This is a genomic window from Rahnella sp. BIGb0603 (assembly GCF_024808755.1).
Taxonomy (GTDB): Bacteria; Pseudomonadota; Gammaproteobacteria; order Enterobacterales; family Enterobacteriaceae; genus Rahnella; species Rahnella contaminans.
In genome coordinates, this window is the sequence record NZ_JANUEX010000003.1 from 585,389 (window position 1) to 611,841 (window position 26,453).

Annotated in this window: 23 protein-coding genes; 7 read left to right on the forward strand and 16 right to left on the reverse strand. The window is 46.0% G+C overall.

The window, feature by feature from the left end; genetic code table 11:
* Positions 1-365 precede the first annotated feature (365 nt).
* The 6 genes from M2403_RS11070 to M2403_RS11095 all read left to right on the forward strand — a co-directional run bounded on the left by M2403_RS11070 (position 366) and on the right by M2403_RS11095 (position 8,747).
* Entirely contained in the window at positions 366-1,352 is a 987-nt protein-coding gene (locus M2403_RS11070; protein ID WP_259229135.1) for an SIS domain-containing protein, read from the forward strand.
* Positions 1,353-1,548: 196 nt separating this feature from the next.
* Positions 1,549-2,637 (forward strand): capsule biosynthesis protein, encoded by a 1,089-nt coding sequence (locus M2403_RS11075; RefSeq protein ID WP_371819738.1) that lies wholly within the window; start codon positions 1,549-1,551, stop codon positions 2,635-2,637.
* A gap of 53 nt (positions 2,638-2,690) precedes the next feature.
* The gene (locus M2403_RS11080; RefSeq protein WP_152324281.1) at positions 2,691-4,367 is read left to right on the forward strand and encodes a polysaccharide biosynthesis/export family protein; all 1,677 of its coding nucleotides are present in this window, start codon (positions 2,691-2,693) and stop codon (positions 4,365-4,367) included.
* On the forward strand, positions 4,367-6,406 hold the full coding sequence (locus M2403_RS11085; RefSeq protein ID WP_259229136.1) for a capsular polysaccharide biosynthesis protein: 2,040 nt from the start codon (positions 4,367-4,369) through the stop codon (positions 6,404-6,406). Before M2403_RS11080 ends, M2403_RS11085 begins: the two co-directional genes overlap by 1 nt.
* A gap of 44 nt (positions 6,407-6,450) precedes the next feature.
* A complete protein-coding gene (locus M2403_RS11090) occupies positions 6,451-7,722 on the forward strand; it encodes a capsule biosynthesis protein (protein WP_217152377.1) in 1,272 nt (423 codons plus the stop codon).
* A 26-nt stretch (positions 7,723-7,748) separates the two neighbouring features.
* Complete coding sequence (locus tag M2403_RS11095; RefSeq protein WP_259229137.1) at positions 7,749-8,747, forward strand: right-handed parallel beta-helix repeat-containing protein; 999 nt, start codon at positions 7,749-7,751, stop codon at positions 8,745-8,747.
* A 35-nt stretch (positions 8,748-8,782) separates the two neighbouring features.
* Here M2403_RS11095 and M2403_RS11100 read toward each other — a convergent pair whose 3' ends face one another.
* The 10 genes from M2403_RS11100 to rhtA all read right to left on the reverse strand — a co-directional run bounded on the left by M2403_RS11100 (position 8,783) and on the right by rhtA (position 21,677).
* Positions 8,783-10,534, reverse strand: a complete 1,752-nt coding sequence (locus M2403_RS11100) for a DUF563 domain-containing protein (protein ID WP_259229138.1) — start codon at positions 10,532-10,534, stop codon at positions 8,783-8,785.
* Between the two features lie 71 nt (positions 10,535-10,605).
* Positions 10,606-14,421 (reverse strand): CDP-glycerol glycerophosphotransferase family protein, encoded by a 3,816-nt coding sequence (locus M2403_RS11105; RefSeq protein ID WP_259229139.1) that lies wholly within the window; start codon positions 14,419-14,421, stop codon positions 10,606-10,608.
* Positions 14,414-15,520, reverse strand: a complete 1,107-nt coding sequence (locus M2403_RS11110) for a stealth family protein (RefSeq protein WP_259229140.1) — start codon at positions 15,518-15,520, stop codon at positions 14,414-14,416. The genes M2403_RS11105 and M2403_RS11110 overlap by 8 nt, the downstream gene beginning before the upstream one ends.
* Before the next feature lie 109 nt (positions 15,521-15,629).
* Entirely contained in the window at positions 15,630-16,295 is a 666-nt protein-coding gene (locus M2403_RS11115; RefSeq protein WP_259229141.1) for an ABC transporter ATP-binding protein, read from the reverse strand.
* Complete coding sequence (locus tag M2403_RS11120; protein ID WP_208950546.1) at positions 16,292-17,068, reverse strand: ABC transporter permease; 777 nt, start codon at positions 17,066-17,068, stop codon at positions 16,292-16,294. Before M2403_RS11120 ends, M2403_RS11115 begins: the two co-directional genes overlap by 4 nt.
* A gap of 640 nt (positions 17,069-17,708) precedes the next feature.
* Complete coding sequence (gene dps / locus M2403_RS11125) at positions 17,709-18,212, reverse strand: DNA starvation/stationary phase protection protein Dps (RefSeq protein WP_015696542.1); 504 nt, start codon at positions 18,210-18,212, stop codon at positions 17,709-17,711.
* 416 nt (positions 18,213-18,628) lie between these two features.
* Positions 18,629-19,306 carry an anti-sigma factor domain-containing protein gene (locus M2403_RS11130; protein WP_152324272.1) on the reverse strand — a complete coding sequence of 226 codons (678 nt, stop codon included), beginning with the start codon at positions 19,304-19,306 and terminating at the stop codon, positions 18,629-18,631.
* Entirely contained in the window at positions 19,303-19,884 is a 582-nt protein-coding gene (locus M2403_RS11135) for a sigma-70 family RNA polymerase sigma factor (protein WP_152324271.1), read from the reverse strand. Before M2403_RS11135 ends, M2403_RS11130 begins: the two co-directional genes overlap by 4 nt.
* A gap of 64 nt (positions 19,885-19,948) precedes the next feature.
* Positions 19,949-20,512, reverse strand: a complete 564-nt coding sequence (locus M2403_RS11140; protein ID WP_259229142.1) for a fasciclin domain-containing protein — start codon at positions 20,510-20,512, stop codon at positions 19,949-19,951.
* A 190-nt stretch (positions 20,513-20,702) separates the two neighbouring features.
* Positions 20,703-21,677: a threonine/homoserine exporter RhtA gene (gene rhtA, locus M2403_RS11145; RefSeq protein WP_217153146.1), complete on the reverse strand. Its 975-nt coding sequence runs from the start codon at positions 21,675-21,677 to the stop codon at positions 20,703-20,705.
* A gap of 397 nt (positions 21,678-22,074) precedes the next feature.
* On the opposite strand from rhtA, the gene ompX reads away from it, so the two are divergent.
* A complete protein-coding gene (ompX, locus tag M2403_RS11150) occupies positions 22,075-22,608 on the forward strand; it encodes an outer membrane protein OmpX (protein ID WP_152324268.1) in 534 nt (177 codons plus the stop codon).
* Positions 22,609-22,707: 99 nt separating this feature from the next.
* Here ompX and M2403_RS11155 read toward each other — a convergent pair whose 3' ends face one another.
* From M2403_RS11155 to M2403_RS11180, 6 genes are all read right to left on the reverse strand, one after another.
* Entirely contained in the window at positions 22,708-23,193 is a 486-nt protein-coding gene (locus tag M2403_RS11155) for a type VI secretion system tube protein TssD (RefSeq protein ID WP_259229144.1), read from the reverse strand.
* 18 nt (positions 23,194-23,211) lie between these two features.
* Positions 23,212-23,544 (reverse strand): DUF1493 family protein, encoded by a 333-nt coding sequence (locus M2403_RS11160; protein WP_259229146.1) that lies wholly within the window; start codon positions 23,542-23,544, stop codon positions 23,212-23,214.
* Entirely contained in the window at positions 23,538-24,002 is a 465-nt protein-coding gene (locus M2403_RS11165) for an STM2901 family protein (protein WP_259229147.1), read from the reverse strand. Before M2403_RS11165 ends, M2403_RS11160 begins: the two co-directional genes overlap by 7 nt.
* Positions 24,003-24,352: 350 nt before the next feature.
* Positions 24,353-25,117, reverse strand: a complete 765-nt coding sequence (locus M2403_RS11170; protein WP_152324264.1) for a molybdopterin-dependent oxidoreductase — start codon at positions 25,115-25,117, stop codon at positions 24,353-24,355.
* On the reverse strand, positions 25,110-25,751 hold the full coding sequence (locus M2403_RS11175; protein ID WP_259229148.1) for a cytochrome b/b6 domain-containing protein: 642 nt from the start codon (positions 25,749-25,751) through the stop codon (positions 25,110-25,112). The genes M2403_RS11170 and M2403_RS11175 overlap by 8 nt, the downstream gene beginning before the upstream one ends.
* Before the next feature lie 26 nt (positions 25,752-25,777).
* Positions 25,778-26,401, reverse strand: coding sequence for a hypothetical protein (locus M2403_RS11180; RefSeq protein WP_152324262.1), 624 nt, complete (start codon positions 26,399-26,401; stop codon positions 25,778-25,780).
* Positions 26,402-26,453: the final 52 nt, after the last annotated feature.

Sequence of the window (26,453 nt, forward strand, 5' to 3'; positions counted from 1 at the left end):
TTGTTTTGTTTGTTAATGCTCTGCCTTTATTATAGCTCCGCGTTTACTAAGAGTTTTCTGATAAGATTTGTGTTATTTCGTGCCATATGTTAAAAAAACGCATGAATTGAATGAATGTGTTTCTGTCATCAATTGTTCGTGTGAATATGTGCATATTTGTAACAGCTATTCTCCCCATGGACACCTTATTCAGGCCAGTTTGCGCTGACTTCTCATTCAATTCCCTTCTGCTGCATGGCAGCTGCAACTGGCCCGACTAAGAAATGGAATTCATCAGGACACATTTGCTTGATCGGCTAACCATTATAAGTACCCACTCTTTTGCATCGTGACGGAGTGAGTTTAATCCCAGGCAGGGTATTAAAGTGGCAGATAATCAGGTAGTTGGCGGCACGGCAGGTGCATCTTTACAGCCGGGTCTGATCGAATCCGTTCGCAGCACACTTTCCGAGCAGGCCGATGCGTTGCAACGCCTCTCTGCTCAGCTCGACAGCGTCCAGTATCAGAAAGCATTAAAACTGATTATGGAATGCAAAGGCCACGTCATCCTTTCTGGCATGGGAAAGTCAGGCCATGTGGGGCGTAAAATCTCCGCGACGCTGGCCTCGACCGGCACTCCAAGCTTCTTTATTCATCCGGCAGAAGCCTTTCATGGCGATCTGGGAATGATCACGCCGTATGACCTGCTGATCCTGATTTCAGCCAGCGGTGAAACGGACGAAATTCTCAAGCTCATTCCTTCTCTGCGTCAGTTCGGTAACCGGATTATCGCGATCACAAATCACAGCGCATCGACGCTGGCGAAATATGCTGACGCCACGCTTGAGCTGATGATGGAAAGCGAAAGCTGCCCGAATAATCTCGCGCCGACAACGTCAACGACGCTAACCATGGCAATTGGCGATGCGCTGGCCGTTGCCCTGATCCATCAGCGTAAATTCCTGCCGACGGATTTTGCACGTTATCACCCGGGCGGTTCTCTGGGCCGCCGTTTGCTGACCCGCGTAGCGGATGTCATGCAAACCAACGTGCCGACCATTCAGGAAGATACGGTGTTCCGCCAGGTGATCTCAGCAATTACCTGCGGGTGTCAGGGCATGGTGGCCGTTAATAATGCCCGGCAGCAACTGGTCGGCATTATTACTGACGGCGATTTACGCCGTTATATGGAAAAGAATGCACAGCTCGACAGCGCTTGTGCCGCCGACATGATGACCCGTTCGCCGCTGACATTACCGGCGGACATGATGATTACGGATGCAGAAACGCTGATGCAGAAACATCGGGTTTCTGTATTGCTGGTCACCAACAAAGAGAAAAACGTCGCCGGTCTGGTGCGCATTTTCGACTGAAATAATATTTGAAATAATTACGCACCGTGAGTATTCCGCAGGGGAAATAAGGCAGATTCACGGGACTTTTAATAAAGCACGACGCTAAAAGCGTGCTATTTGTCATGATGATAATAAATAAATGCTTATTGAAAAAATGAAGTCTGCCTGGCCCGGGGAACATATTGCCCGGGTTCGTCGATCTCCGCATTTTAGTATGGCCACGCTGAACCGCAATTTGGGCAAAATTGTAGTGGGATTGCCGATGGCGTTGCTGATTATCTATCTGGTGATTTTCAGCCACCCGCGTTATCTCAGCGAATCTACGGTTGCGATTAAAAGCTCAAACGACATCAGTGGCTCCAGTCTGAATGTCGGCTTGCTGCTGGGCGCTGCAAACCCAAGCACTGCTCAGGACGCAATGTATTTAAAAGAATACATAAACTCGCCTGACATGATGATGGCGCTCGATAAGCAACTCGACTTCCATTCTGCCTTTGCAAAAAGCGGCCTGGATTTCTTCTACCGTCTGCCAAAAGACGCGACAAGCGAACAATTCCTCAACTATTACCGCGACCGTATTTCCGTCACTTATGACGATAAAACGGGCCTGTTAACCATCGGCACACAGGGTTTTACGCCTGAATTTGCCAAACAGTTCAACAATGCGGTTTTGAAAGAATCCGAACGCTTCATCAACGAAATCTCCCATAAGATTGCGCGTGACCAGCAAGCCTTTGCCGAAAAGGAAATGCTTGATGCGCGTGCGCGTCTGAACGTCAGCAAAACACAGCTACTGGCTTATCAGAACCAGAACAACATTCTTGATCCTGAAGCTCAGGCCGTGGCCGCCACCTCGCTGGTGAACACAATGGTCGGGCAAAAAATCCAGATGGAAGCCGAGTTGCGCAATCTGCTGACCTATCTGCGTGAAGATGCGCCGCAGGTGATCAGTGCGCAGAATGCGATTACGTCGCTGGGCAAACAGATTGATCAGGAAAAAAGCAAAATCACCGCGCCGGATGGCCGTCAGCTGAACAGCATGGCGGTTGATTTTGAAGAGATTAAGGCAAAAGTTCAGTTCGACACCGACCTGTACAAGCTCACGCTGACGTCGATTGAAAAGACCCGCGTCGAAGCCGCCCGCAAACTGAAAGTGCTGTCGGTGATCAGCTCGCCGCAACTGCCGCAGGAATCCAGCTTCCCGAATGTGCCTTACATGATTGCCAGCTGGCTGCTGGTCTGCTGCCTTCTGTTCGGGACGATCAAATTATTGCTGGCGGTCATCGATGACCACAAAGATTAATGCGGTTTGTTCCGCTGTCCTTTTAGCCTGAAGAATCGCACACAGAGCTTGTTATGAAATTATTGAAGTCCGTTTTGATTTTGCTGGCCTGCCAGCTCACCCAGGCGAATGCCGTGGGAATTAATGCCGATCCGAACATGACCGGTGCGGCACCTTTGCCGACATTTTTGACCGGCCAGACGCAGCAAACGTCGTCGGATACCGGGTTTGATGATTCTCCACCGCCGCCGGTTCCGGCGGTGATGAGCCGTATGTTTGGTGCGCAGTTGTTCACCGGCGGTGCGGCGGCGGATAACGCGGCAAGTATTGGTTTTAACCCGAACTACGTGGTCGGGCTGGGCGATCAGGTTCAGATCCGCCTCTGGGGCGCTTTCAACTTTGATGGCGCGCTGACTGTTGACCCCAAAGGCAATATCTTCCTGCCAAACGTTGGCCCGCTCAAAGTTGCCGGTATTTCTAACAGCCAGCTGAACAGTGTGATCACCACCAAAGTGAAACAGGTTTATCAGGCCAACGTAAACGTCTACGCCTCGTTGTTACAGGCGCAGCCGGTAAAAGTCTTTGTGACCGGTTACGTCACTAACCCCGGCTTATACGGCGGCGTGGCGTCTGATTCTCTGCTCTCTTACCTGAGCAAAGCGGGCGGCGTCGACACCGAACGCGGCAGCTATGTCGATATCGTGGTGAAACACAACGACCGCGTGCGTTCGCGCATCAATCTTTATGACTTTTTGCTGAACGGCGATCTGCGTCTGTCACAATTCTCTGACGGCGATACCATCGTTGTCGGGCCACGTCAGCACACGTTCAGCGTGGAAGGCGACGTCTTCAACAGCTACGACTTTGAATTCCGTGACAGCACGATCCCGGTCAGCGAAGCCCTGAGCTGGGCACGTCCGAAACCGGGCGCGACGCACATGACCATCATCCGCCAGCAGGGCAGCATGAAACGCAGCGAATACTACCCGCTGAGCTCTGCGCCGGGCCGGTCATTGCAGGATGGCGATAAGCTGATCATCAGCTCTGACCGCTATGCCGGCACCATTCAGGTGCGCATCGAAGGCGCACATTCCGGTGAACACGCCGTGGTACTGCCGTATGGCGCCACCATGAGCCAGCTGTTGCCGAAAATCCGCACCAACTCCATGTCGCAGATCAATGCCATTCAGCTGTACCGCCGCTCCGTGGCGATCCGCCAGAAAGAGATGCTGGATCTGACCTTGCAGAAACTGGAAGAAGCGTCTCTTTCTGCCCAGTCCTCCACGCAGGAAGAAGGGCGTCTGCGCGCACAGGAAGCGCAGCTGGTCAGCCGCTTTGTGAATAAAGCGCGTCAGGTGGTGCCGAAAGGTGAAGTGGTCCTGAACGAAGACAACCTGAACCAGGTGATCCTGGAAGACGGCGACGTGATTAATATTCCGGAAAAAACCTCGCTGGTCATGATCCACGGCGAAGTGCTGTTCCCGAACGCCGTCAGCTGGCAGAAAGGGCTGAGCCCGGAAGATTACATCGAGAAAGTCGGTGGCTTTACGCAGAAAGCGGGTAACTCGAAAGTCATCCTGATTAAACAGAACGGCGAAGCGATTAACGCGGATGACGTGAAAACGCTGCAACCGGGCGATGAGCTGATGGTTCTGCCGAAGTATGAATCGAAGAACATCGAAGTCACGCGCGGTATCTCGACGATCCTGTATCAGCTGGCCGTTGCCGCGAAAGTGGTGCTGACAATTTAATGATCGGGATCTTTTCTGCGGGCATTCAGCGCATCCCGCATCTTGAAGCATTTCTCGGTGAACCGTGCCGCAAGCTTTCGTTGCTGCGGCCGGTGCCGGATGACATCACGCGGATTGCCGTGTGGGGTTACCGGCCAACGGGCGCGAAAGCCGTTGCGCTGGCCGAAAAATCTGGCCTGCCGGTATTACGCCTTGAGGACGGTTTTATCCGTTCTCTGGGGCTGGGCGTTTCAGGATGTCCGCCGCTTTCCATGGTGCTGGACACGCAGGGCATGTACTACGACGCCTCGCAGCCGAGCACGCTGGAAACGCTGATCCATCAGCACGAAGAGAACCGCCTGCTGCACGACGATGCCCGTCAGGCGATGCAGATGATCGTCGACGGTGACCTGTCGAAATACAACCAGGCACCGGTGTGTACCCTGGCGCAACCGGGACAGGGCGCTGTGCTGGTCGTCGATCAGACGTTTGGCGACATGGCCGTCGTGTACGGCAACGCCGGGAAAGAACAGTTCGACAATATGCTGCAAGCGGCGCTGGCTGAAAACCCGCAGTCTGAGATTTGGGTGAAGGTGCATCCTGATGTGTTATCGGGGAAAAAAGCCGGTTACTTCACGCAGCTCGGGGAGCAGGCGAAACAGGATCCGCGCATAAAACTGATTGCGCAGGACGTCAGCCCGCAGTCGTTATTGCAACGCGTCACCCGCGTGTATGTGGTGACGTCGAATTATGGTTTTGAAGCGCTGATCGCCGGTAAACCGGTCAGCGTGTTTGGTCAGCCGTGGTACGCGGGTTGGGGGCTGACGGATGACCGTCATGTGCTTGCCGCAGAACTTCGCGTCCGACGCGGTAATGCCAGCATCGAGGATTTATTCGGGGCAGCCTGTTTGCGTTACAGCAGATATCTGAACCCGGTAAACGGCCAGGCGGGAACGTTATTTGACGTACTGAACTGGTTGCTGATGCAGCGTCAGCATCATCAGCAGCGGACAGGGCGCTTGTGGTCGCCGGGTCTGACACTCTGGAAGCGCAGCATTCTTGCGCCATTCCTGCGGACCAAAACAAACAAAGTGAATTTCAGTAAACGTCATGCCGGTGAATCCGCCTGCGTGGTGTGGGGCACCAAAGGCGAACGCCGCTGGCACGAGGATGCACAAAGAAAAAGCCTCCCGCAATGGCGAATGGAAGATGGATTTCTGCGTTCGGCCGGGCTGGGTTCTGATTTGCATCCGCCGCTTTCTCTGGTGCTGGATAAAACCGGTATTTACTACGACGCCACGCGGCCAAGTGACCTCGAAACGCTGCTCAGTGCGAGCCGTCTGACCGGTTTCCAGCAACAACGCGCAACACGACTGCGCCAGAGACTGGTGGCCAGCAAAGTCAGTAAATACAACCTCGGCGCGGCGTTTACGCTGCCAGCCGGAGCCAGCGGAAAGACCGTGATTCTGGTGCCGGGACAGGTGGAAGACGACGCGTCGATCCTGACCGGGACGATGGGATTACGCACCAACGGCGAGCTGTTGCGCACGGTGCGGGAACGCCACCCGGATGCCTACATTATTTATAAGCCGCACCCGGATGTTCTGGTGGGGAACCGGCAGGGAAATATTCCTGCTGAAGATGTCAGCCGGTGGGCAGACAGTCAGGCCCTGGATGCGGACATAATCCAATGTATTCAGGCTGCTGATGAGCTGCACACCCTGACGTCATTGTCAGGATTTGAAGCCTTACTCCACGGCAAAAAAGTGGTGTGTTACGGCATGCCTTTTTATGCCGGTTGGGGACTGACGCACGATGAACATACCTGTTCACGCAGAACGCGCAGCCTCACATTAGACGATGTGGTTTATCAGGCGCTGATTGCCTACCCGTCGTATATCGACCCGCATAGCCGGGAGCCTATTTTAGCGGAGCAGGCGGTTGAACTTCTTGCTGCGACGCCACGGGCGCAAATGCAATTCTCAAAGATTAAGGCGGGCAGGATAGTTCGCTATTACAGGAAACTGCTCATGTTGATCCGGGTGACATTGACCACCTGAACCAGCCTCTTTTAAGCTTTTTGCGTAAATGGACACGGACAGAAATGGACAGTAAGGCGCTTACGACATTACTTTCTGGTAAAAAATATCTGCTGTTGCAGGGGCCGATGGGGCCTTTCTTCAGTGATTTAGCACAGTGGCTGGAGTCACTGGGGCGTGAAGCGGTGAACGTTGTTTTCAACGGCGGTGACAGATTGTATTCGCGAAAGCGTGAATACCGTTTGTACCAGCAGACGCCTCAGGAGTTTCCGACCTGGCTGAAAGAAACCTGGCAGGAGTACGACTTCGACACCATCGTGTGTTTCGGGGATTGTCGTCCGCTGCATCAGGCGGCTAAACGCTGGGCGCAGGCCAAGGGCGTGAGATTCCTCGCCTTCGAGGAAGGCTACCTGCGGCCGCATTACATCACGCTGGAACAAGGTGGCGTGAACGCCTATTCCGGCCTGCCGCGAGATGCGGAGTTCTACCGCAGCCTGCCAACAATGACTATGCCGGAAATCGAGCACCTGAAACCTTCAGGCTGGCAGCGCGTCCGCCACGCGACCGTATATTATCTCGCCGGATGGCGCTATCGCCATGATTTCCCGAAATACCGCCATCACAAATCCTTCTCGCCGTGGTACGAGGCGCGTTGCTGGACCCGTGCTGCCTGGCGTAAAAAACTGTATGCCTTCCGTCAGCGCCATGTGTTGCAGCAACTGCAAACAGATCTGGATCAGCGCTATTATCTGGCCATTTTGCAGGTGTATAACGACAGCCAGATCCGTAACCACAGCCCGTATAACGACGTGCGTGATTACATTAATGAAGTGATGCACTCGTTCGCTAAAAAAGCGCCTTCAACCGAGTTTCTGGTGATTAAACATCACCCGATGGACAGGGGGCACCGTCTGTACGGACCGCTTATCCGCCAGCTGGGTAAAAAATACGGTATCGCTAACCGCGTTATTTACGTGCATGACCTGCCGATGCCTGAGTTGCTGACACACTCCAAAGCCGTGGTTACCATCAACAGCACAGCGGGTATCTCCGCGCTTATCCATAACAAGCCGCTGAAAGTGATGGGCAGCGCGCTGTATGACATTAAAGGCATTACCTATCAGGGACATCTGAACCAGTTCTGGACCTCAGGATATAAGCCGGACATGAAACTGTTCAAACAATTCCGTCTATACTTGCTGCAAAATACGCAGATTAATGCGGTGTATTATGGCGGTCGCAAAGCCGATATTGCTGCAATAGCCGACAGCCAGTATCAGCCGGTATTTATCAGCCAAAAGCTGGTGATGAATTACATCAAGAGACAACCTTCGTAACGATCACCTTTGAGGAATATGCTCAGATGCAAAAATGTTTACCGATCAAACTCTGCGCATATTTCTCATTACCCATCCTGCTCTCCTTGTTTCTTTCCGCCTGCGCGGACGCCGTTCCCTCGATGCATTCTCATGAGTGCGAACTGCCTGATGTCCGCGGTAATACCACGCTATCCCCTCACTGCGTTTATAAAGAAGCGGTCATCATCACCAGCAGCAATACCACGTTAGACTGCCGGGGTGCGGTGCTCGAGGGGGGCAACCAACGCCCTTTTGGCATACTGATCAACAGCAAGGGTAAGCCGTTATCCGCTGTCACTGTCCGTAACTGCAAAGTGCGCAACTTTACCCACAGCGGCATCCGTATCACTTCCGACATCGCCGCCAACAAACTCAGCCCGAACCATGAAGAAAACTACCGCCGGACACCGACACGGATAACCCTCGAAAACGTTGAAGTCACCGGCAGCGGACGCGTAGGGATATACTTTGACGATTACGTCACTCATTCGACGTTGAGCCACTCGGTTGTCCGCGACTCGTATATGTCGGGTATCTACCTGGAACATTCATCGCGCAATAACAAAATCGTGGATAACCAGATTATCAATAATGGACATGAGAGTTTCGGCAAGGGAAAGCGGGAGGGATTAGCGGTGGACTCGTCGGCATACAATCTTATTGAAGGAAACCGGTTTGAATCGAACGGGGCAGGGGGCGTGTTTCTGTATAAGAACTGCGGCGAGCATTTCAGCACAGGCAAATCCGTGATCCGCTGGCAGCACAGCGACTACAACGTCATTCGCAATAACACCTTTGTAAATGAACCCGTGGGCATCTGGTTGGCATCCCGGCAAAACCGGGACTTATCAGGATTTGATTGCGGGGATAAACCGAGGGACAGTTCTGGTAAATACTTTAACGATTATGCGGATAATAATGTGGTAGAGGGGAACAAGTTTGATGGGAAAGGAACTCATTTAAGAGATACATCTTTAAAAGAAGGGCCTCAAAAATTGAAATGAAGCCTCTCATGTTTTTCAAAGCAGATATATAATAGTTAATCTAGTTTATTTAATATGTCTGCTAAATGCTTTTCATCTCGCTCGTAATTAAACTCGTAGTCAGACATGAATGCTTTAACAGACCACGAGCTCCCGTGTTTAATTAGAGAGTCAGCCCAGATATAATCTAGATGTATGTTTTTAACTGCACAAAATAGGTGTTCGTTAACAGCCGTATAAGAATCAGAGCCTATTGATATAAGATGTTTTGTATGATCTGTGAACATTGTATTAAACAAACCGCTTCCAGAATATCCAGCAATATATTTCGCCTGACAAAAAGTCCTAATTTGATCTTCCCATGCATAATTTTCTGGGCTGAAAAATTCAAAGCCTGATTTTTTGAAAGTTTCTTCCATCTTATTCGGATTGAGACATTTTCTTCCACCAGTAACTGGCCTTGCAATGAAAAGTTTATTCCCTTTGATCTTTGTTTCCCCGCCTTTAACGCCTTTTAAAATATCGCTCCAAACCTCATTCATCTCAGGATGTACATGACTCCCAATTACATAATAAGAGCTGGCTGTATATAGATTCTCGACGCAAATGCTGGAGTAAAATAAAGTTATGTCTTCATCAGGTATACCGAAACTATTTAAAATGGATTTTGCAAAACTAGGTAGACCTTTTCCTTTAGGCATGCTTAGAAGTACTTTAAGATTGGGGACAGTTGTTTTTAATTTTTTCCATGCCCAGAGTCTAGAAATTACTTCTGAAGTGAAATGACCAAAATGTCCAGGATACTCAGAATCAAGATATAAGTAATCCCCTAAGAGTTTCTCTGGGTTTTCATCATGTGGCAAGCTATAAAAATAGTTATCCAAAAACTTGATGTTTTTATTCATTAACTTTGGATGATGTTGCATTCTAAATGAATCAGGCAAGAGATAATTGTTTTGATAAACTACTTGCCCAGGAAAGCATACAGCCATGGTGTATTTGTTAATATAAGAAGGAGGGATTTTAATCTCGGCGCGATGTCGATTAAGCAATTTTTGTGAATTGCCACTAAATGAGGTTTTAACCTTGAGTATATCTGGAGTACTTAAGTTAAGAATATTTAACCCATGTAAAGCTCCACATTCAAAAGCTTTAGACGCTTGTTCTGATCTCAAACCTCTAAAGGTAGTCCCTTTTTTGCTAACCATAGCAAGTTTAGATTTTATAGTGATCTCATCAATATGGTTAGAAAGTGATGTGGTAAATAATTCAGAACCATTTTTTATTTCCGGTGGAGATATTTTAAGGTTGCAAATATTGAAAAGTGTTTCTAATATATCATAGCCTTCGCAATCGTTTAATTGAGTGATGAACTTGGCATGTAGTTCTTCTATGAAATAAACCCCATTCTTGCTCAAGTATAGAAAAAGTTCGTTGAATAAGATTGTTTTGTGAGACTTGTAATTTGAGCAGTGTTCGATGATTATATCAACCAATCCAATGTTTTTAGTCCAGGTTAATAACTCTTGAAAAGAGTTAAAATTAATGGATTTTATTTTTTTTGATGTCAAGTCTGTATCGGACTTTGCATCTTTAATATATGACAACACCAGAACATTAGAGTCAGGGAATCTCTCTAATAAAATATTAGAAAGTTTGATTCTATTGTTATTATTGGATACGATCACGATATTACATTTACCATCAAAACGTGTTTCTATTTCTTTTTCGTAAGAATTTAAATAGTTATTCGCGTTAGAGGCTTGAGATAGGTTTAAACGTAGGCCTAATTCATCTAGAGTTTGCATCTTAATATCCAAATCAAAATTGGTAATTCACTATAAAGAATAGATGTCTGATATGTTTGTGAAATAATGAATTAGGAACGCGCAAAATTAGGCGAGCGTAACTCCATAACAGCTTTCATTAACTGAGCATTATTTAACCGTGACCAACTGTCTTTTGGTGCCTCTTCGGAGAAGTCTCGAAGTATCGCAAGCCAGCTTTCACAAGCTTCATCCCATTTAAGGCAAAGTTGGCATAACTCAGCTCTCAGAATCCAGTCATTAATGTTTTGAGGTGGTCTTTTATTCGTGTCCACTATTAATAATAGTGCTTGGTCTATTTGACCATTCATTCTGTAAGCTCGAGCTAAGCGGAAATATGATACGTTGCTGTAATCAAGCAAATCAGTCCATAGTTTTGTTGCATCAGCCCACTGACCTAACGAGGTGTAAATTTCTGCGAGTTCATATTTGACATCTTTGTTATCATAAAATGCAATGTCGGAGTTACATATAAATGATGCCGCTTCACTATATTTTCTTTGGGATCGTAATGCTTTAATGTAAATTAATTTTAATGAATCTGGAATTAGGTGTAAATTTTGGAATTCTTTGCTCAATATTTCTATGGTTTTATTCCAATCCTTTTGTAAGAAGGTCAATTGAGCGTGATAAAGTTTAAGGTCATATTTAATTTTACAATACGTAGATATTTTATCTAAGTTTTCCTTTGAAGAAGTAAAATCCTCCAAGTTCATACTTGCTTTAGCTAATATTAAATACGCATTAAATTTTATGAAATCATTGAGAACTAAAATTGATATGTTTTTTTGAATGATTTCATATGAAGCGGACCAGTCGCCTTTACTCATCAAATACCAAGCATCTCTAAGTATCAATGATTCTGTTGAAAATAACATATCTTGACTGGCAAGTTTTTCAAACATTAAGTAGTTATAATTTTCAGCATAGCATCTCATTGATATTAAAATATCTTCTTCAGTTGGAGTAGCTATCATGTCAATAATTTTTAGAGATTTTGTCCAGTGCAAAACATTTATGTATGATTTTGCACACTCGCGTAGTAATTCATCTGATATCTTTATATAAGTATTATTAAAATCTAAACCTAAATTCTTTTCAAGAAAATCTATTGCGGCGTTAGTATCACCAATGTGATTTAAGGACTTTAATATTTCAATTTTAGCTCTTTCTTTTATCTCACATTGAGCAATGTTGAAAATCTTACTCCAGCGGTGTAATGCGAGTTTCCAATCATTTTCTGATAAAGCTCTTTCAGCGTATTCAATTTCAACGTCTAAATCAAAGAATTCTTCAGGTAGCGGTCTATCTAAGGCCAAGATCGCCTCTAAGACACGCTCGCAACTATTCCCATCACGAAGAGTTAGAGTCGAATTTATTCTAGCTTGTATAAGTTCTGTCGTTTTAGCATTATTACATAACATTTTTTCTAAAAATAAGAAGAAATCTTCTTCATCAGTTGCGACATTTCCAAAACCATCTTTTCGGTAATCGAAATAACCTTTAGAGTAAGTGTGTGAGCCATTGAATATTTGGTCTTCATCAAACTGATAATAAAGCGTTGGTTTTGACTGTACAGCCATATCAAAAGCTACTGACGAATAATCAGTTATCAATAATGAAGAGTTGGAAAATACTTTCTGTATTCTTCTGTTTTTGACAAGTTCAATAAATTCAGGGGTCTCGAACAATTCTATATAAGGCAGAATGTTAATATGTGGAAGGAATAATACTTTATAATTGTATTTTTCGGATAAAGCACGCAGTTTTTCAGAATGAATAATACTGCTCCAGTGTCTGAAATACTCTGTATCCTTAAAGGACTTGTTTATTTCCCTTAATGAACCACTTTTAATGGGGTCGCCTACTATATTTGATCTCCACGTAGGCATGATTAGTATTGTTCTGGCATCAAGATTTATATTTGAAACCAAACTGTCATGTCGCGGGAGACCTGTAAGAACAACTTCTTTTTTGCTATATTTGTATGCTGAGTTATTAGATATTATAGACTCAAATTCGGGTTTTGACGCAGTAATAAAACAATCAATATTATCTTTGGAGTTAAGCCACCTAGATAAATCATCTTTAATCACGCCATGCTGCAAAAAAACAAAATGTCTATTGTGAAGCATTTTGGGGCCTAAAAAATTGGTGACACAATAATCGGCATGAGAACTAATAACTTTTGAACAATTCTGCAATACACTAATGTGCTCATTACTACCAAAATCGAGTAAATTAAAGCCCTCTGATTTCAAGCGATCCCAATCATTAGATTCTTTTCTAAGTGCGAAAAAAATATTTATTTCTGGTTTGTTTTTTTGTAAAAATCTGTATAGATGTTCAGCATTATCATCTGCGCAACTATCCCTATCCATCAATAACCAAGCATTTTTATAAGCTAAGTTGATAGGATAAATTGGCGTCATTTTTTTAAAGTGCTCAACTATAGTGGTACCACGTAAGCCATTTTTTTCTTGCTTTGCTGCTAATGAAATGCTTGTGTTTTTACCTGAGATTTCAACTTTTATAAGTGAGGATGAATGTAATTTTACCCATAATCTTCTTTCATTAACAAAGTTGTTACCAAGAAAGTCATGTCTAATAGTTTTTGTAAAGCTTGGCGTTATATCTATCCCATTAACCAATACTGACTCTAGTTCCTGTTTACGGCTGAAATATCTTAATTGGACTAGTTCCTTAACTGTATCATATGATTCTACATAGACGATTTGAAATGCCGGATCGGAATTTTTAAAACATCCTAACATTCCTACTTTATGATAGAACCAACAACCAGCTAGGCTAAATTGTAAAATGACTTTTTCATCAATCATTGAAAAAATTGTATGAACCTGATCCTCAAACTTACGAATTTCAACATCTGTTAGGAACGACAGCTTTTCTCGATTATTAATATAACGCTTTAAATACCAAAATAAATGATACAATATTTTTATTTGTAGTGATTCAGGGATGTATTTTCCTGAATCCAAATATTTTCGCATCGAATCAATACATCCTTTCTGCAATACAACATCATACAAGCCGGGTTTCTCCCAAGCTTTATCTAACGTCGAAGTTCCATCACTACGTTTTCTGTAAAAATATTTTGCGGATTTTAGAAATGCAATATTTCCGGATTGTAAAGGGAATAAATATTTTGTAATGAATTCGGCATCTTCATAGTTTGGCTTTATTTCTTCGTCAAATGTTATTTCGTTTTCTTGAATTATTGTTGTTTTGAATAATACTGAGTTAACAGACAGTTGAACATGTTTACCCATGTTTGTTATAGGAATTAGTTGATCACCCTTTGAAAAGCGATATTTAAGCGGATGCGTGTCCTTGAATAACTTCACATCATCAAAATAAAAAATAAAGTTACAAGAAATTAATTTTATATCTTGATTTTTTTTCTCTTCGGCGAAGTGGTCAACTGAAAGAAAATAATTATTATCAACAAAATCATCGGGATCGATGAAAGTAACCCATTCGGTTTTAACGTGCTGTAATCCAAGGTTTCTTGCTGAGGCCTGACCTCCGTTCAACTTAGATATGTATTGTATGTTGTTTGGATATTTACTCTGCCACTTTTTTATTATTTCTGCGGAGTTGTCCGTTGAGCCATCATCAACTAATATAAGGTATATATTATTTTTAAAATCTAATCGTTGAGTGGTTAAACTTTTGAAATATTGTTCTAAATACCGACCCACATTATATACTGCCGAAACAACTGTGTATTCATAGTGGCCATTTCTCACCTTTTCCATAAGGTTTTTTTTGTTTTTTTTGTTTTTTATCATGTCAGAGATAAATAATTTAGGATCGCGAATTAGTTTTTTTACTTTTCTGTTAAGCATTTTCAATCTCTGATTCAAAGTGATATTTAAGTGCAGTACTTAAAAGGAATTGATAATTTTCGAGCGATATTTTTTGCGTATTAAAATCATTTGCACAAAAGGAATGAGGCGAGGCATCGTCCTGTTTCGCTTTCATAAGTGCTTTGAAATAACTTCGCGCCGCTGTTGAACGGATATTAAAGTAGTAGCAAATGTCCCGTGATGGGGTTGCTTTACCTGTAATATAACTTAGCCAGGGTACAAAGAAAGTGGCTAAGTTTATATCCTGATTGGTGCGGAACTTATTAGGCAAAAAACATGTTATTTCAGACTCATATACACGCCAGGCTTCTTCGAAAACACTTTTTCTGAGCGGTACATAAGTATGAACTAAGGGTGTATCAATAAGCGACTCAAAGTCATCTCTGAAAATCCTACAGGCCCTTTGAGATGCTGATAAGGTGGGGGTGTTGGTGCCCCGCGCCTGCATTGCCGTCAGGCTTTTCTGTGACAAGAACAAAGATGAAATACCATTACTTTTGAAGAAGTGTCCTGGTGGAAGTTCTCTTGCGACAAATACGTCATCATTAAAATAAATGAAATGCTCTGCAAGCCCGGATATCTTATGTAAGTTTGCTTCTATGACGTGTGAGTTAAAAGTTGGGAGGTACTTGTTATCGATAATCTCTTTGTGGTCAATGATTTTTATCTTTTCGTTCGACTCACACCAGTTGGGTTTTTGATTATCAGTGATAATAAAAATATTTCTTACCCAGGGGATATAGCGTTCGATGCTTTTTATTGAATAACGCAGTTCATCATGATTACTAAATCGGGCATCATCAGTAGCAAAATTGCCTAAGGTTTCTGCACCAATTTCAGCCTTGTAATGCAAATACTTTTTTTTCCACTGCGGATCTGAGTCATCTACCCATGTAAATACCACATCGATGGGAAAGTTAATGTGCAGTAGCTTTTCAATTGCGAGATCATGCCTGATTAAAATATTTTCTTCTAACTCAGGGCACTGAATTTCATTTCTGATAATCGGATATTTTTTGTTAAAATAATCCCGGAAAAAAATTCCAGGACTTTTCATAAATTTTTTGATTTTTTTCATTCGATAAAAAATCCTTAGGGGTAAAGCCCTAACTATTTTCTGTCAGCAATATGCTGCGCAAGTTCGCTATGACGGGGCTATAACCTGGTGATGACAAATAAAACCGGATTCAGATCCCCTCATCATTCTTATAAGTTGTAATAGCTTCATCCACAGATTCGAAGTACTTAACTTTGTTATCCCTGCCGATAAACAAAGCCACATCGCAAAACTCTTTTAGCGATCCCAGGCTATGCGATACCATCAAAAAGCTGGCTTCTTTGTGTCGTGCTTTAAACAAGTCAGCGCATTTCTGTTTAAATCTGGCATCACCCACAGCGGTCACTTCATCAACCAGGTAGTAATCAAATTTGAATGCCATGCTCAGGCCAAAACCGAGTCGGGATTTCATCCCTGAAGAATAGGTCTTAATCGGCATATCAAAGTATTTACCCAGCTCGGAAAATTCCTCGACGAAAGCGACTTTTTCGCGTAACTGGTCGGGAGTGGAATACAGACGGGCGACGAATTTCACATTCTCCCTTCCGGTCAGGCTCCCCTGAAATCCACCGGCCAGACCGACAGGCCATGAAATGGTTTTGTCGGTGTGAATGTTGCCGGAATCAGGACGGTCAATTCCGCCGATGACGCGTAGTAACGTTGATTTACCCGCACCGTTTCGACCAATTAATGCCACGCTTTTACCCGAAGGGAGTTCAACGTTCAGATCTTTAAATACGTAATGCCGGCCTTTGGGTGTGCGGTAGGATTTTGTCAGTTTTTCGATTTTTATCATGATGTCAGCATCGCCTCTTCACGATTCCGGTAGAGGGCGAGTCCGATGAATAATACAACCAGAGTACAACCCGCAAGATAATTCAAACTCACGCCTTCGCTGATATAACCCGGTACAACGGATTCACGGCAAAGTTCAACGACATGAACAATTGGGTTCCACAAGAGATATGGCCAGTACTCTTTCGGAATGTTGTGCAGTGAAAACATAATGCAGGAGATAAAATAGAGCGGCTTGATCAGTATAGGCAGGAATTTTTCTGTTTCAGGGAAGCTTTTACCCACGACCATAAAAATTAACCCGACGCCACAAGAGAAGAGGACTAACAAAATCCAGACAAGAACCAGTGTAATCAGTTTAGTCACTTCAAATTCTTCGCCAAGGAGGCCGACAATGGCCATCAGTAAAATATAAACAACGGCGTAGATAAGGGCTTCTAATATGGCACGGGCAATGATGGTATCGATCGGCTTAACAGGGCGGTAATTGAATAACCCCTGATTGGCTTCAATAGCGCCGATCGACCGGTTGCTAATATTACTGAATACAAAGAACGGGATAATGCCGTTAATCAGGAATACAGGGAACGAAATATCAGGCATGGTGCGGTGCATGATGTAGCCAAAGATTCCCAGAAGAATCAGCATATGCGCCATCGGTTCCAGCGCTGCCCACAGATACCCTAAACGGTACTTACCAAAACGGGTTTTAATTTCCCTCAAAAAAAGCGCTTTAACGGCTGCTTTTTGTACTTCCAAGCCACTACGTGCCATCAGATTATTCCAGTATTTTTACGTTTTTCCACGCTACCGCCCCTGGCTTACAGCAGCCAATGTGCTTTGAAACTGAGCAGAATGTGAGAAAACAGCAATGCATTACACGTCAGTGATACTGCCGCAGGGGAGAATCACTTTTGCGTGAGTTTTCGTGTTGGGGGTTAACGCCGGATACCATCCCTGAAAACTATCTTCCTTTTAATTTTTAGTGAGTTAGCAAGAAATGATTTTTCACAAAAATGTAAAGGTTGCGAAAAAATATTTCAGCAAGTTTCAGGGGTGATCACAACTATGTAAAATTGCTTTGAACTATTAATTTGCATTAAATCATTCATCACGCCTATTGGTTTAGGATTTCTCTGAGGTAAAAATTAAAAACTCTATTTTTCAGTGAGATAGTGAAACCGGTTCCATCGGTGAAAGTTGCCAATATAGTTGAGTCTGTAACTATTCATTAGCGGCATTATTCAATTTTGATTAAAAGTTACAGAGATAGGGTGTTTTAAGTGAAATTGTCATAAGAGGGTGGGGGCAGGCGTTTGTTATTGCACAAAAAAAGCCAGTGACTTGCGTCACTGGCTTTCTCGCATTAATCACTCAAATCACCGCAGCCTGATCCTGCGGTGCCGGAATGTGATTATTCGATATTAGATTCGATAAACCACAAGAATTTATCCAGGTCGCGGGATGCGGCAGTGAAGATATCTGCGGTGTCTTCATCTTCCACTTCGCTGATGGCTTTGCGGGTATCGTTAGCCACAACAGCATAACGTTCAGCCAGCGCTTTCAGGTGTTCCTGAACGGTGTGGATATTGGTCGGGTAACTTTTCAGCGGGGTTTTATCGTTAACAACCTGCACGGTACCCAGCGCAACGCCACCTAACTGAACGACACGTTCCGCGATGGTGTCCTGATGGTCAATAATTGCGGTGCGGAAGCCGTCGAGCATTTCATGGACCGCAATAAAGTTTGCGCCACGCATGTTCCAGTGTGCCTGTTTGGTGATCAGCGATAAATCGATATATTCAGTCACCAGACGATTAAGCACTTTGATGGTATTGAGTTTAACACTCTCATCTAAATCGTTGCGTGTGTAGATAAGTTCAGAAGATTTCGTTTTGACCAGTTTAGCGGTACTCATATTCATATCTCCTTGTTTCATTAAAATAAACGCTAAATAATGTATTTCTTAACTGCATTCAGTATAGCAATAAATCGAAATTTTGCAGGACAGTCGTTCCTATCGTTCTGATAGCGTGTGTCTAAAAGGACTGTCTCGTCGACCTGTTTAACCTATCATACTGATTTCTCAGGTGCATAGGATTCATCCGTAATTGTATTTTTTATTCCGGCATTCATAAGTATTAATAGTGATAATTATTTTCATTTAAGCGTGATAAATATTTGTGAATGTAACTTCTGATGTGAATATATATTCATGATGCTCATGTTTAATATCTGGGAATAACAATCAGATCGGGTAATTATTTATTTTGAATAGAATTAGCAAAAACGGCAGAAAAATATCTGCCGTTTTATATAAGTAACTTGAAAGGATTACAGTGCCAGCGTACCGCTATAAAGCACTGCGCCGGTAGGTTGTCCGGTTGGAGAGCCGCCGCGAGGTTCGAGGCTGATCGCAAGCGTATAACCCGGATCCGGCATTTTTGCGGCCAGCGTTAACTGCGTCGGTTGCTGAGTGTTGAGCAAGCCGAGCGAACGCGGTTTACCACCCGGTGGTATCGCCCACAGTTCCAGACTGCGGTCTGCCGCAAGATCCGGTGCGCTGAGCGGTGTCAGCAACAGGCTGCGCGTGCTCATATCGACGCTGACCACCCATTGCCCGTTTTGCTGCCCTGCGCTGCTGGCCAGAATGGCGACCGGCGTTGGCGCAGCGGGTTGTACCAGAAGGTGAGGGATCAGCAACAACGCGGCCAGCCCGGCGGCCAGCGCCCAGCCAATGTATCCGCGCACCGGTCTTTTCGCCGGAGCAGGGCGCTTATCGGGTTGTAACGTCAGATTGTGCTGAATGCGCTTCCAGACTGACGCGGGTGGGATCACCGGGATAATCTGGTTATCGAGTTGCGTAAACGCCTCCTGCCAGCGGGCGACTTCAGCCGCTAGCCCAGGGTCATCGTGCATCTTGCGCTCAAACTGAATCCGCGCCGCGCCGCGCAAGGTGCCGAGTGCATATTCGGCTGCGAGGGCAGCCTGATAATGGCTTCTGCTTTTCATAGTCCGACGCAGCTCTTAAGGTGATCCAGGGCGCGACGGATCCAACTTTTTATCGTCCCCAGGGGTTGTTGTAAATGTGAGGAAACCTCGCCGTGAGACAGGCCCTGATAATAGGCAAGGATCAGGCTCTGTCGTTGTTCTGCGGGAAGGTGCGCCAGGCAGGCCGCCAGAATTTTGGCATCGCTGTCCTGTTGCAGCCGTTGCAAAGGCTCATCAACGTCGCTGGCGTCGCTGTTCATGACGTCGTCATCCAGCTCATCGAGCTGATTGTCGCTCCCGCGCATCCAGTCGATGGCGCGGTTGCGGACAATGTGTGTCAGCCAGGTCATCGGGGAACTGAGCGCCGGATTATACGAACCGGCGCGGTTCCACGCGGTGATGTAGCTGTCGTGCAAAACTTCTTCTGCCCAGGCGTGCCGGCGCAACATGCGTAATGCGACGGCAAACAACCGGGGGGACGTCAGACGGTATAACTGCTCAAATGCCTGTCGATCGCCAACGGCCATGGCGCTCATCAGTTCACGCTGTACTTCCAGCGCATTCTCTGGTGTTGGCTTAACTAAAAAATTGTCATGCATTCGCCCGTCCTGACATGCTGAGGTGCTGTTTCATAAAGAAATCATGCCCTCAGTATAGTCGGTATTATTTTGGCATCAGGACGGTATCAATGACGTCGATCACACCGTTCTTCTGCTGGACGTCATAAGTGCTGATATTGGCGATATTCCCTTTGCCATCTTTAAGCTGAATATTGTGCGGGCCATTATTGAGGATCCACAGTGGCTGGCCGTTTACGGTTTTAAGCTCTGCGGTGCCGTTGCCTTTTTTCAGCAGTTTTTCGAGATCTTTCATTTCATATTTACCCGCAACCACGTGATACGTGAGGATACTGGTCAGCGTGGCTTTGTTCTCCGGTTTTACCAGGTTATCAACGGTGCCTGCTGGTAATTTTGCGAAGGCGGCATTGGTTGGGGCAAACACGGTGAACGGGCCTTTGCCTTGTAAGGTATCAACCAGACCTGCGGCTTTAACGGCAGCCACCAGCGTGGTGTGATCTTTAGAGTTCAGGGCATTTTCTACGATATTTTTAGACGGATACATTTCCGCGCCACCGACCATGGTGGTGTTTTGAGACATCATTGCAGCCATTGACGCAGTGCTCAGCAGAAGAGAAGCACAGATAGCAGTATGGAGTAATGTTTTCATGATGGTGTCCTTCGCAGGTTAAGTTGGTAAGGTCTTGCCTCACATCTATACATACGAATGACCCCCTGCTTTTGGATGCAGGAAAAGATGAAATAAAATGAAAAAGGCGAAAGTATTTTTTCAACATATTGATAGAAAAGAAAAAAGCCACATCGTGATGACGTGGCTTTTTTGAAGATTCGGGATGAATTTACTTCCCTGAAGGATTATTGCCCGGAATATCGACCGTTTCTATTTTGGCTTTGCGTTGGAGCGTCAGCGTTGAACCGGCAGATGCCGCAATAATCGCGGCCAGCCCCAGCCACTGCGAGGCCGTCAGGAACTCACCCAGGAAAATAATCCCGGAAAGTGCCGCCATGGCGGGTTCCATGCTCATCAGCGTGCCGAAGGTTTTCGCCGGAAGCTTGGTCAGCGCCATCATTTCCAGCGAATAAGGTATGGCCGAGGTCAGCAGGGCAATCAGCAAACCTAGCGGCAAAATCTCCCAGCTGAAAATTGAGGTATGCGCCTGAATCGCACCAATCGGGAAGAATATCAGTGCGGCAATCAGTGAACCCATCGCCGCCGTGCCGGGGCCATAACTGCTGCCGGCCCGCTGTCCTGCGAGGATATAAATCGCCCAGCAGGCACCGGCAATCAGCGCAAAACAGGCACCTTTCAGGTCCACACCGCCCGCGCTTTGCCCCAGCGGCAGCAGGAACAATAACCCGGCGACGGCCAGCACGACCCAGATGAAATCGACCGGACGGCGCGAGGAAAACATCGCAACGGCCAGCGGCCCGGTGAATTCGAGTGCAACAGCGATCCCTAACGGCACGGTACGTAGCGCCAGATAAAAGCTGTAGTTCATGCAACCGAGCGCGAGGCCGTACATCAGCAGCGCGCGGAAATTACCGCCGCGCATTTTAAGCCGCCACGGTCGGAAATAGAGAAGTAACAGAACAGAACCGATGCCCAGACGCAGCGCAGTCACCCCTTGCGGCCCGACGACCGGAAACAGCGTTTTGGCCAGCGACGCGCCACCCTGTAATGATAGCATCGCGACGAGTAATAAAAGGATGGCGATCAGTGGTGAAGCTTTCCGGGGTAACGCGGGAAGTGGCGGGCCATTATTATGTGCCGCGTCCTGAGAGTCCTGCGGCTGATTTTGTTCTGACTGTGACATCCATTGCGCCTTTTGAGGTGATCCCATGAATCCAGAATCTTCAGATTTATAGTTTTGAAAAGAAAGGTAAAGCACAGTCAGTGTAGTGGGAAATCACGCGAGAAAAAATCCTCAAAAAAAGTTTTTTCAGAATGAGTTTCTTAAAAAATTGTCAAAAAGTGGCGTTTTTTTGCCCAAAAATTTAGGAATTATCTGCTAATTCCAAAAAGTTCAATAAGTTTATCTTATAGTTTTAGTGACGAAAATCTCAATAAATTTAGATAGATACTAAGTACTGGAAACTTCCTGTTACACCATATGATGCTTTGGACATCTTAATTGAGGCAGAGTTTCACACTGGTTTTTGTTATATTTTGGAACGTGAAGGTTACTTTGGTTTCTCTTTTTGAGGTGGTTTATGAAAAAAATTGCATGTCTTTCCGCATTAGCTTGCGTCGTAGCACTGGGTGTTTCCTCTAGCGCATTCGCTGGTACCAGCACCGTTTCTGCTGGCTACGCTCAGGGTGACGCACAAGGCGTTGTAAACAAAGCAAACGGCTTCAACCTGAAGTACCGTTACGAGCAAGATAACAACCCACTGGGCGTTATCGGCTCTTTCACTTACATTCAGGACGACAGCAACCCAACTTCTGGTGACTACCGTAAAGCAGAATACTACGGCATCACTGCGGGTCCTGCTTACCGCATCAACGACTGGGTTTCTGCTTACGGCGTGATCGGTGTGGGCTACGGTAAATTCCAGTACAACGAAAACGTGGCTTCTACTGCTAACCGTGAAAAATCAGACACCAGCGATTATGGTTTCTCTTACGGTGCTGGTCTGCAGTTCAACCCAATCCAGAACGTTGCTCTGGACGTTTCCTACGAACAGTCCCGCATCCGCAGTGTTGATGTTGGCACCTGGATCGCAGGCGTGGGTTACAGCTTCTAATTCTTCGCCCTGTGTAACGCTTGCCGTTACCCTATCGCGAAAACAAAAACCGCTCGAAAGAGCGGTTTTTTTATGTCTAGGATTCAACGTATTTTACTCTCACACGGTTGCACGTTCATTCCACGCGTCGGCGAACTGAATATTTCCATCTCTAAACTTCCAGGTGATTTTTTCATAGCGCAGGGCAACGCTTTCCATGTGGCCCGTTCCCGTACATTCGCGGGTATCATGCATTACCGGTGAAATCGATATCACTTTGACTTCTTCAAGCAGGATATTGAAATATTCAACTTCTTGCCCCGCGTCGCTGATGCAGTACCATCTGATTTCTGCCGATTTTAGCGTTTGGCCTGTTGCGGCAGCTTTGTACAAATAAGGAGATGCGCTATCAATTTCTTTTTCAAACTGAAATGGAGCATGTTGACGGGTGCCGGTCAGTTTTCCTGTTGTACCGTCGGTGGGAATACTCAGGTTATGATGAATTCCTCTCAATTCTATGCTGCCTTCACGCCCCCTGACATCGGAAGAGCCGCGGATTGCCGCGCCGCCATCATCTTTAAGCCATAAGTGAACAGGTACAGCCATCGTTAAAACTCCTTTTTATTAATCGTATAACCAGCGGCCCGCTTTGGCCGATTCTATTAACATTCCGATAGTGAAATCAGGCACAGGGATTGGGATAGGCTTTTTAAATGGATTCCATGAAATAGGCTCATACGGATAATATTTTTCAATATTAAAGTTATCTCTCTGAACGTTAAATTCAGAAAAGTACTTATCCATTAAATCTTCAGCCTCACCGATATCTAACTTCAAATCTGTATCCAGATCCGTCTCCGGCGTAAAAACTTCCTGCCTCTTCTTATTATTGAAAAGATAAACGCCGTTAAAAGGCCTGACCAGCGCGTATATGCGTTGTTCAATATCATCTACCATATCTTATCTTCACCCCGCGCAATCATGTTGTAGTCCCGTACTGTACGATAAGTTATTTCACTGATATCAACGAGAAGAATGACTTCACCAACAACGGGAATTGTTCGGCCGATAAAGGTACTTATTTTTGCAACCATTCTTCTTTCAACTGTCCAGGGTGTATATCCACCGACCCAGGTAGGCAATGTTATGCCAAAAGGAAACTTAGCCGTTTTGAATATCCTCCTAACCGCTTTCGACGCACGGGATGTTCCTTCTTTTGCTCCTTTGGGCTTTGTCCGGGTTTTCAGGTTATTCATTCCACTGTATAACGCGACGACAGCACCAAAATCTGCGATACCCAAGCCAAATTGTTCTACCGTGTTCTCACAAAAAATCATAAACAGGAGTTCACCCGCAGTCAGGTTGGACTTCCCTGCATAGAAGTAGGTTCCTTTTAGCTCTTCAACCGTATCCATACTTTCTCTTAATGGCGTGTTTATGAATCCTTGTATATTACGCGGGCCGAAATTCAGCAATATAGAGGAAGTGGACTCTGTCGTTAAAAAGCCTGTTTGTTGATCTGGGTTATATATTATGTGTTATTTTGCAGGGTTTTAAAAATATAATGGATGAGCCGTTAACTATTTCACTAATCAGTCTGGCTTAAATGAAGGGAGAGCTTTTTAAGACGAGTAATTTAAATAATGAAGTTGAAATTATGCCTTTCCGGCAGGGATGACTGGAAATGCCCTTTATTATTGATCCGGATAATGAATTCTACTTATTGAATTTCAGCCGGAATATAGAATAAAGGGCTACGGTATTATCAAATCCCGCTAAACCAGTTATAACCCTGGTCTTCCCAGTAACCGCCCGGATTAGTATTGGTGACGAAAATCGCGCCGATATGTTTGGCGTTTTTGAAACCTAGCTTCGTAGGCATTCTCAGCCGCAGCGGGTATCCGAAATCCGGAGGCAGTGGTTTGCCGCCAAAATCCAGTGCCAGAATGGTTTGCGGATGCAGCGCAGTGGCCATATCGATGCTTGAGTAATAGCGATCATCGCATTTAAACCCGACATATTTAGCCGTCAGATCGGCTCCGACGTGTTGAAGAAATGTTTTGAGCGGCACGCCTTTCCACTGCCCGATAGCGCTCCAGCCTTCAATGCAAATCAGCCGGGTGATCTGGCTTTCCTGCGGCAGGCGCTGAAGTTGTTCCAGCGTCCACGAGGCTTTCTTTTGCACAAGTCCGGACACTTCCAGCCGGTAGTTCGGGATGTCGATTTCCGGCACATTGTATTCGGGGTAATACGCGTTGAAGCGAAACGGTGTCGTAATCTGGTCGGCGCGGTAAGTTTGCGCCAGCTTCTGCCCGCCAAATAACCAGCCCTGAACGCGATCATTCCAGCGCGACATCGCCCACAGCACTTTGTCGACTTCGTCGCCGTCCTGCAAATTACAGCCGGTCAGCATGGAAACGGCACCGAGCGTTAATCCTGAGCGCAGCAGTAAACGTCGCTGGATATTCACCAGTTGCTTGCGCTGATCGGGCTCCAGAATGATTTTTGGCCGTTGCGATTTTTCACTCATCGGCACTTTCCTCTTTATTCATTACCTTGCCGCCGGTAATCATCGCCACAAATGTTTTCGGCACCAGCAGCACCATCAGGACATGAATGACCACAAACAGCATCACGCCACTCATCGCAAAAAAGTGTACATATCGGGCAATATCAAACCCGCCGAACAGCCATACCAGCCCGCTGAACTGCACCGGTTTCCAGATGGATAAGCCGGAAAGCACCAGCAATGCGCCGAGCAGCAAAACGCCGCTGTACATCAGTTTTTGCACGGCGTTGTACTGGCCGAGTTTATGGGGCAGATGGAAGGTCAGGGCACGAACGGTATCGCGCCAGACGCTGCGGGCTGAAAACGGGAAAAAGTCCCGTTTAAAATGGCCGCTGAAAACGCCCCACAGCAGATAAAAGAGAGCGTTAGCCGCCAGCAGCCACATCACGGCGAGATGCCAGGCGATGTTGCCGCCCAGCCAGCCGCCGAGTGTGGTGTTTTGCGGAAACGTAAAGGTAAACAGGGGATCCGCGTTATAAATCCCCCAGCCGCTCATCACCATACCAATCATTGCCAGAAGATTAATCCAGTGGCTGATACGCACCGGCCAGGAATGGATCCTGCGTTTTCGAACTGAAGAGGGCTGAGGTTTCACGGTAAATCTCCTGTTAAACAGCCTGATTACATCGGTGGCGCGATGCCGTCTTTACCGGCGGCGATGCCACGGGCAACCAGCGCACCTTTGTCATCTTTCATGGCGAACAGCACGATTTTAGTGCCCGGTTTCAGCAGGCTGCGGTCGCCCGGTGCCAGCAGAACCACAGGAACGTCGTCAGGAACAACAACTGTTTTCTCAGCATCGTGATACTTCACGGTCAGCGTGCGGCCATTGCTGTTGACCAGTTTGCCGACGGTACCGTTGGTCATGGTATTGATTTTCCCGTCAGCAGATTCAAACGGGTTGAAGCCTTCACCGCTGCCGCGCAGGCTTGGCGCGAAGACGTGGACTTCCAGCGCTTTCAGCGTGCCGTTAGCCTGCGGAACTGCGGCGGTACCGATGAAACTGTCGGGTTTGATATCACTGATCTGGCCTTTGGTGACGGCGTTGATCTTGGTCTGGTCAGTCAGCTTCACATCGAGCTTTTCACCCTGACGTGTGGTGATTTGCACCGATGAGTCATTAACTGAATCAATGGTTCCGCGCGTCGGTTTAATCACGTTATCGGCCGCAAAGGCGGATGTCATTCCGCTGCACATCAGCAGGGAACCCAGTAATAAACCGGCAAGGCGTGTAGGTGTGTTCATGATCAACTCTCCATTTTCTAGCGTTATTTCATTCTGTTAGATGAATCACTGA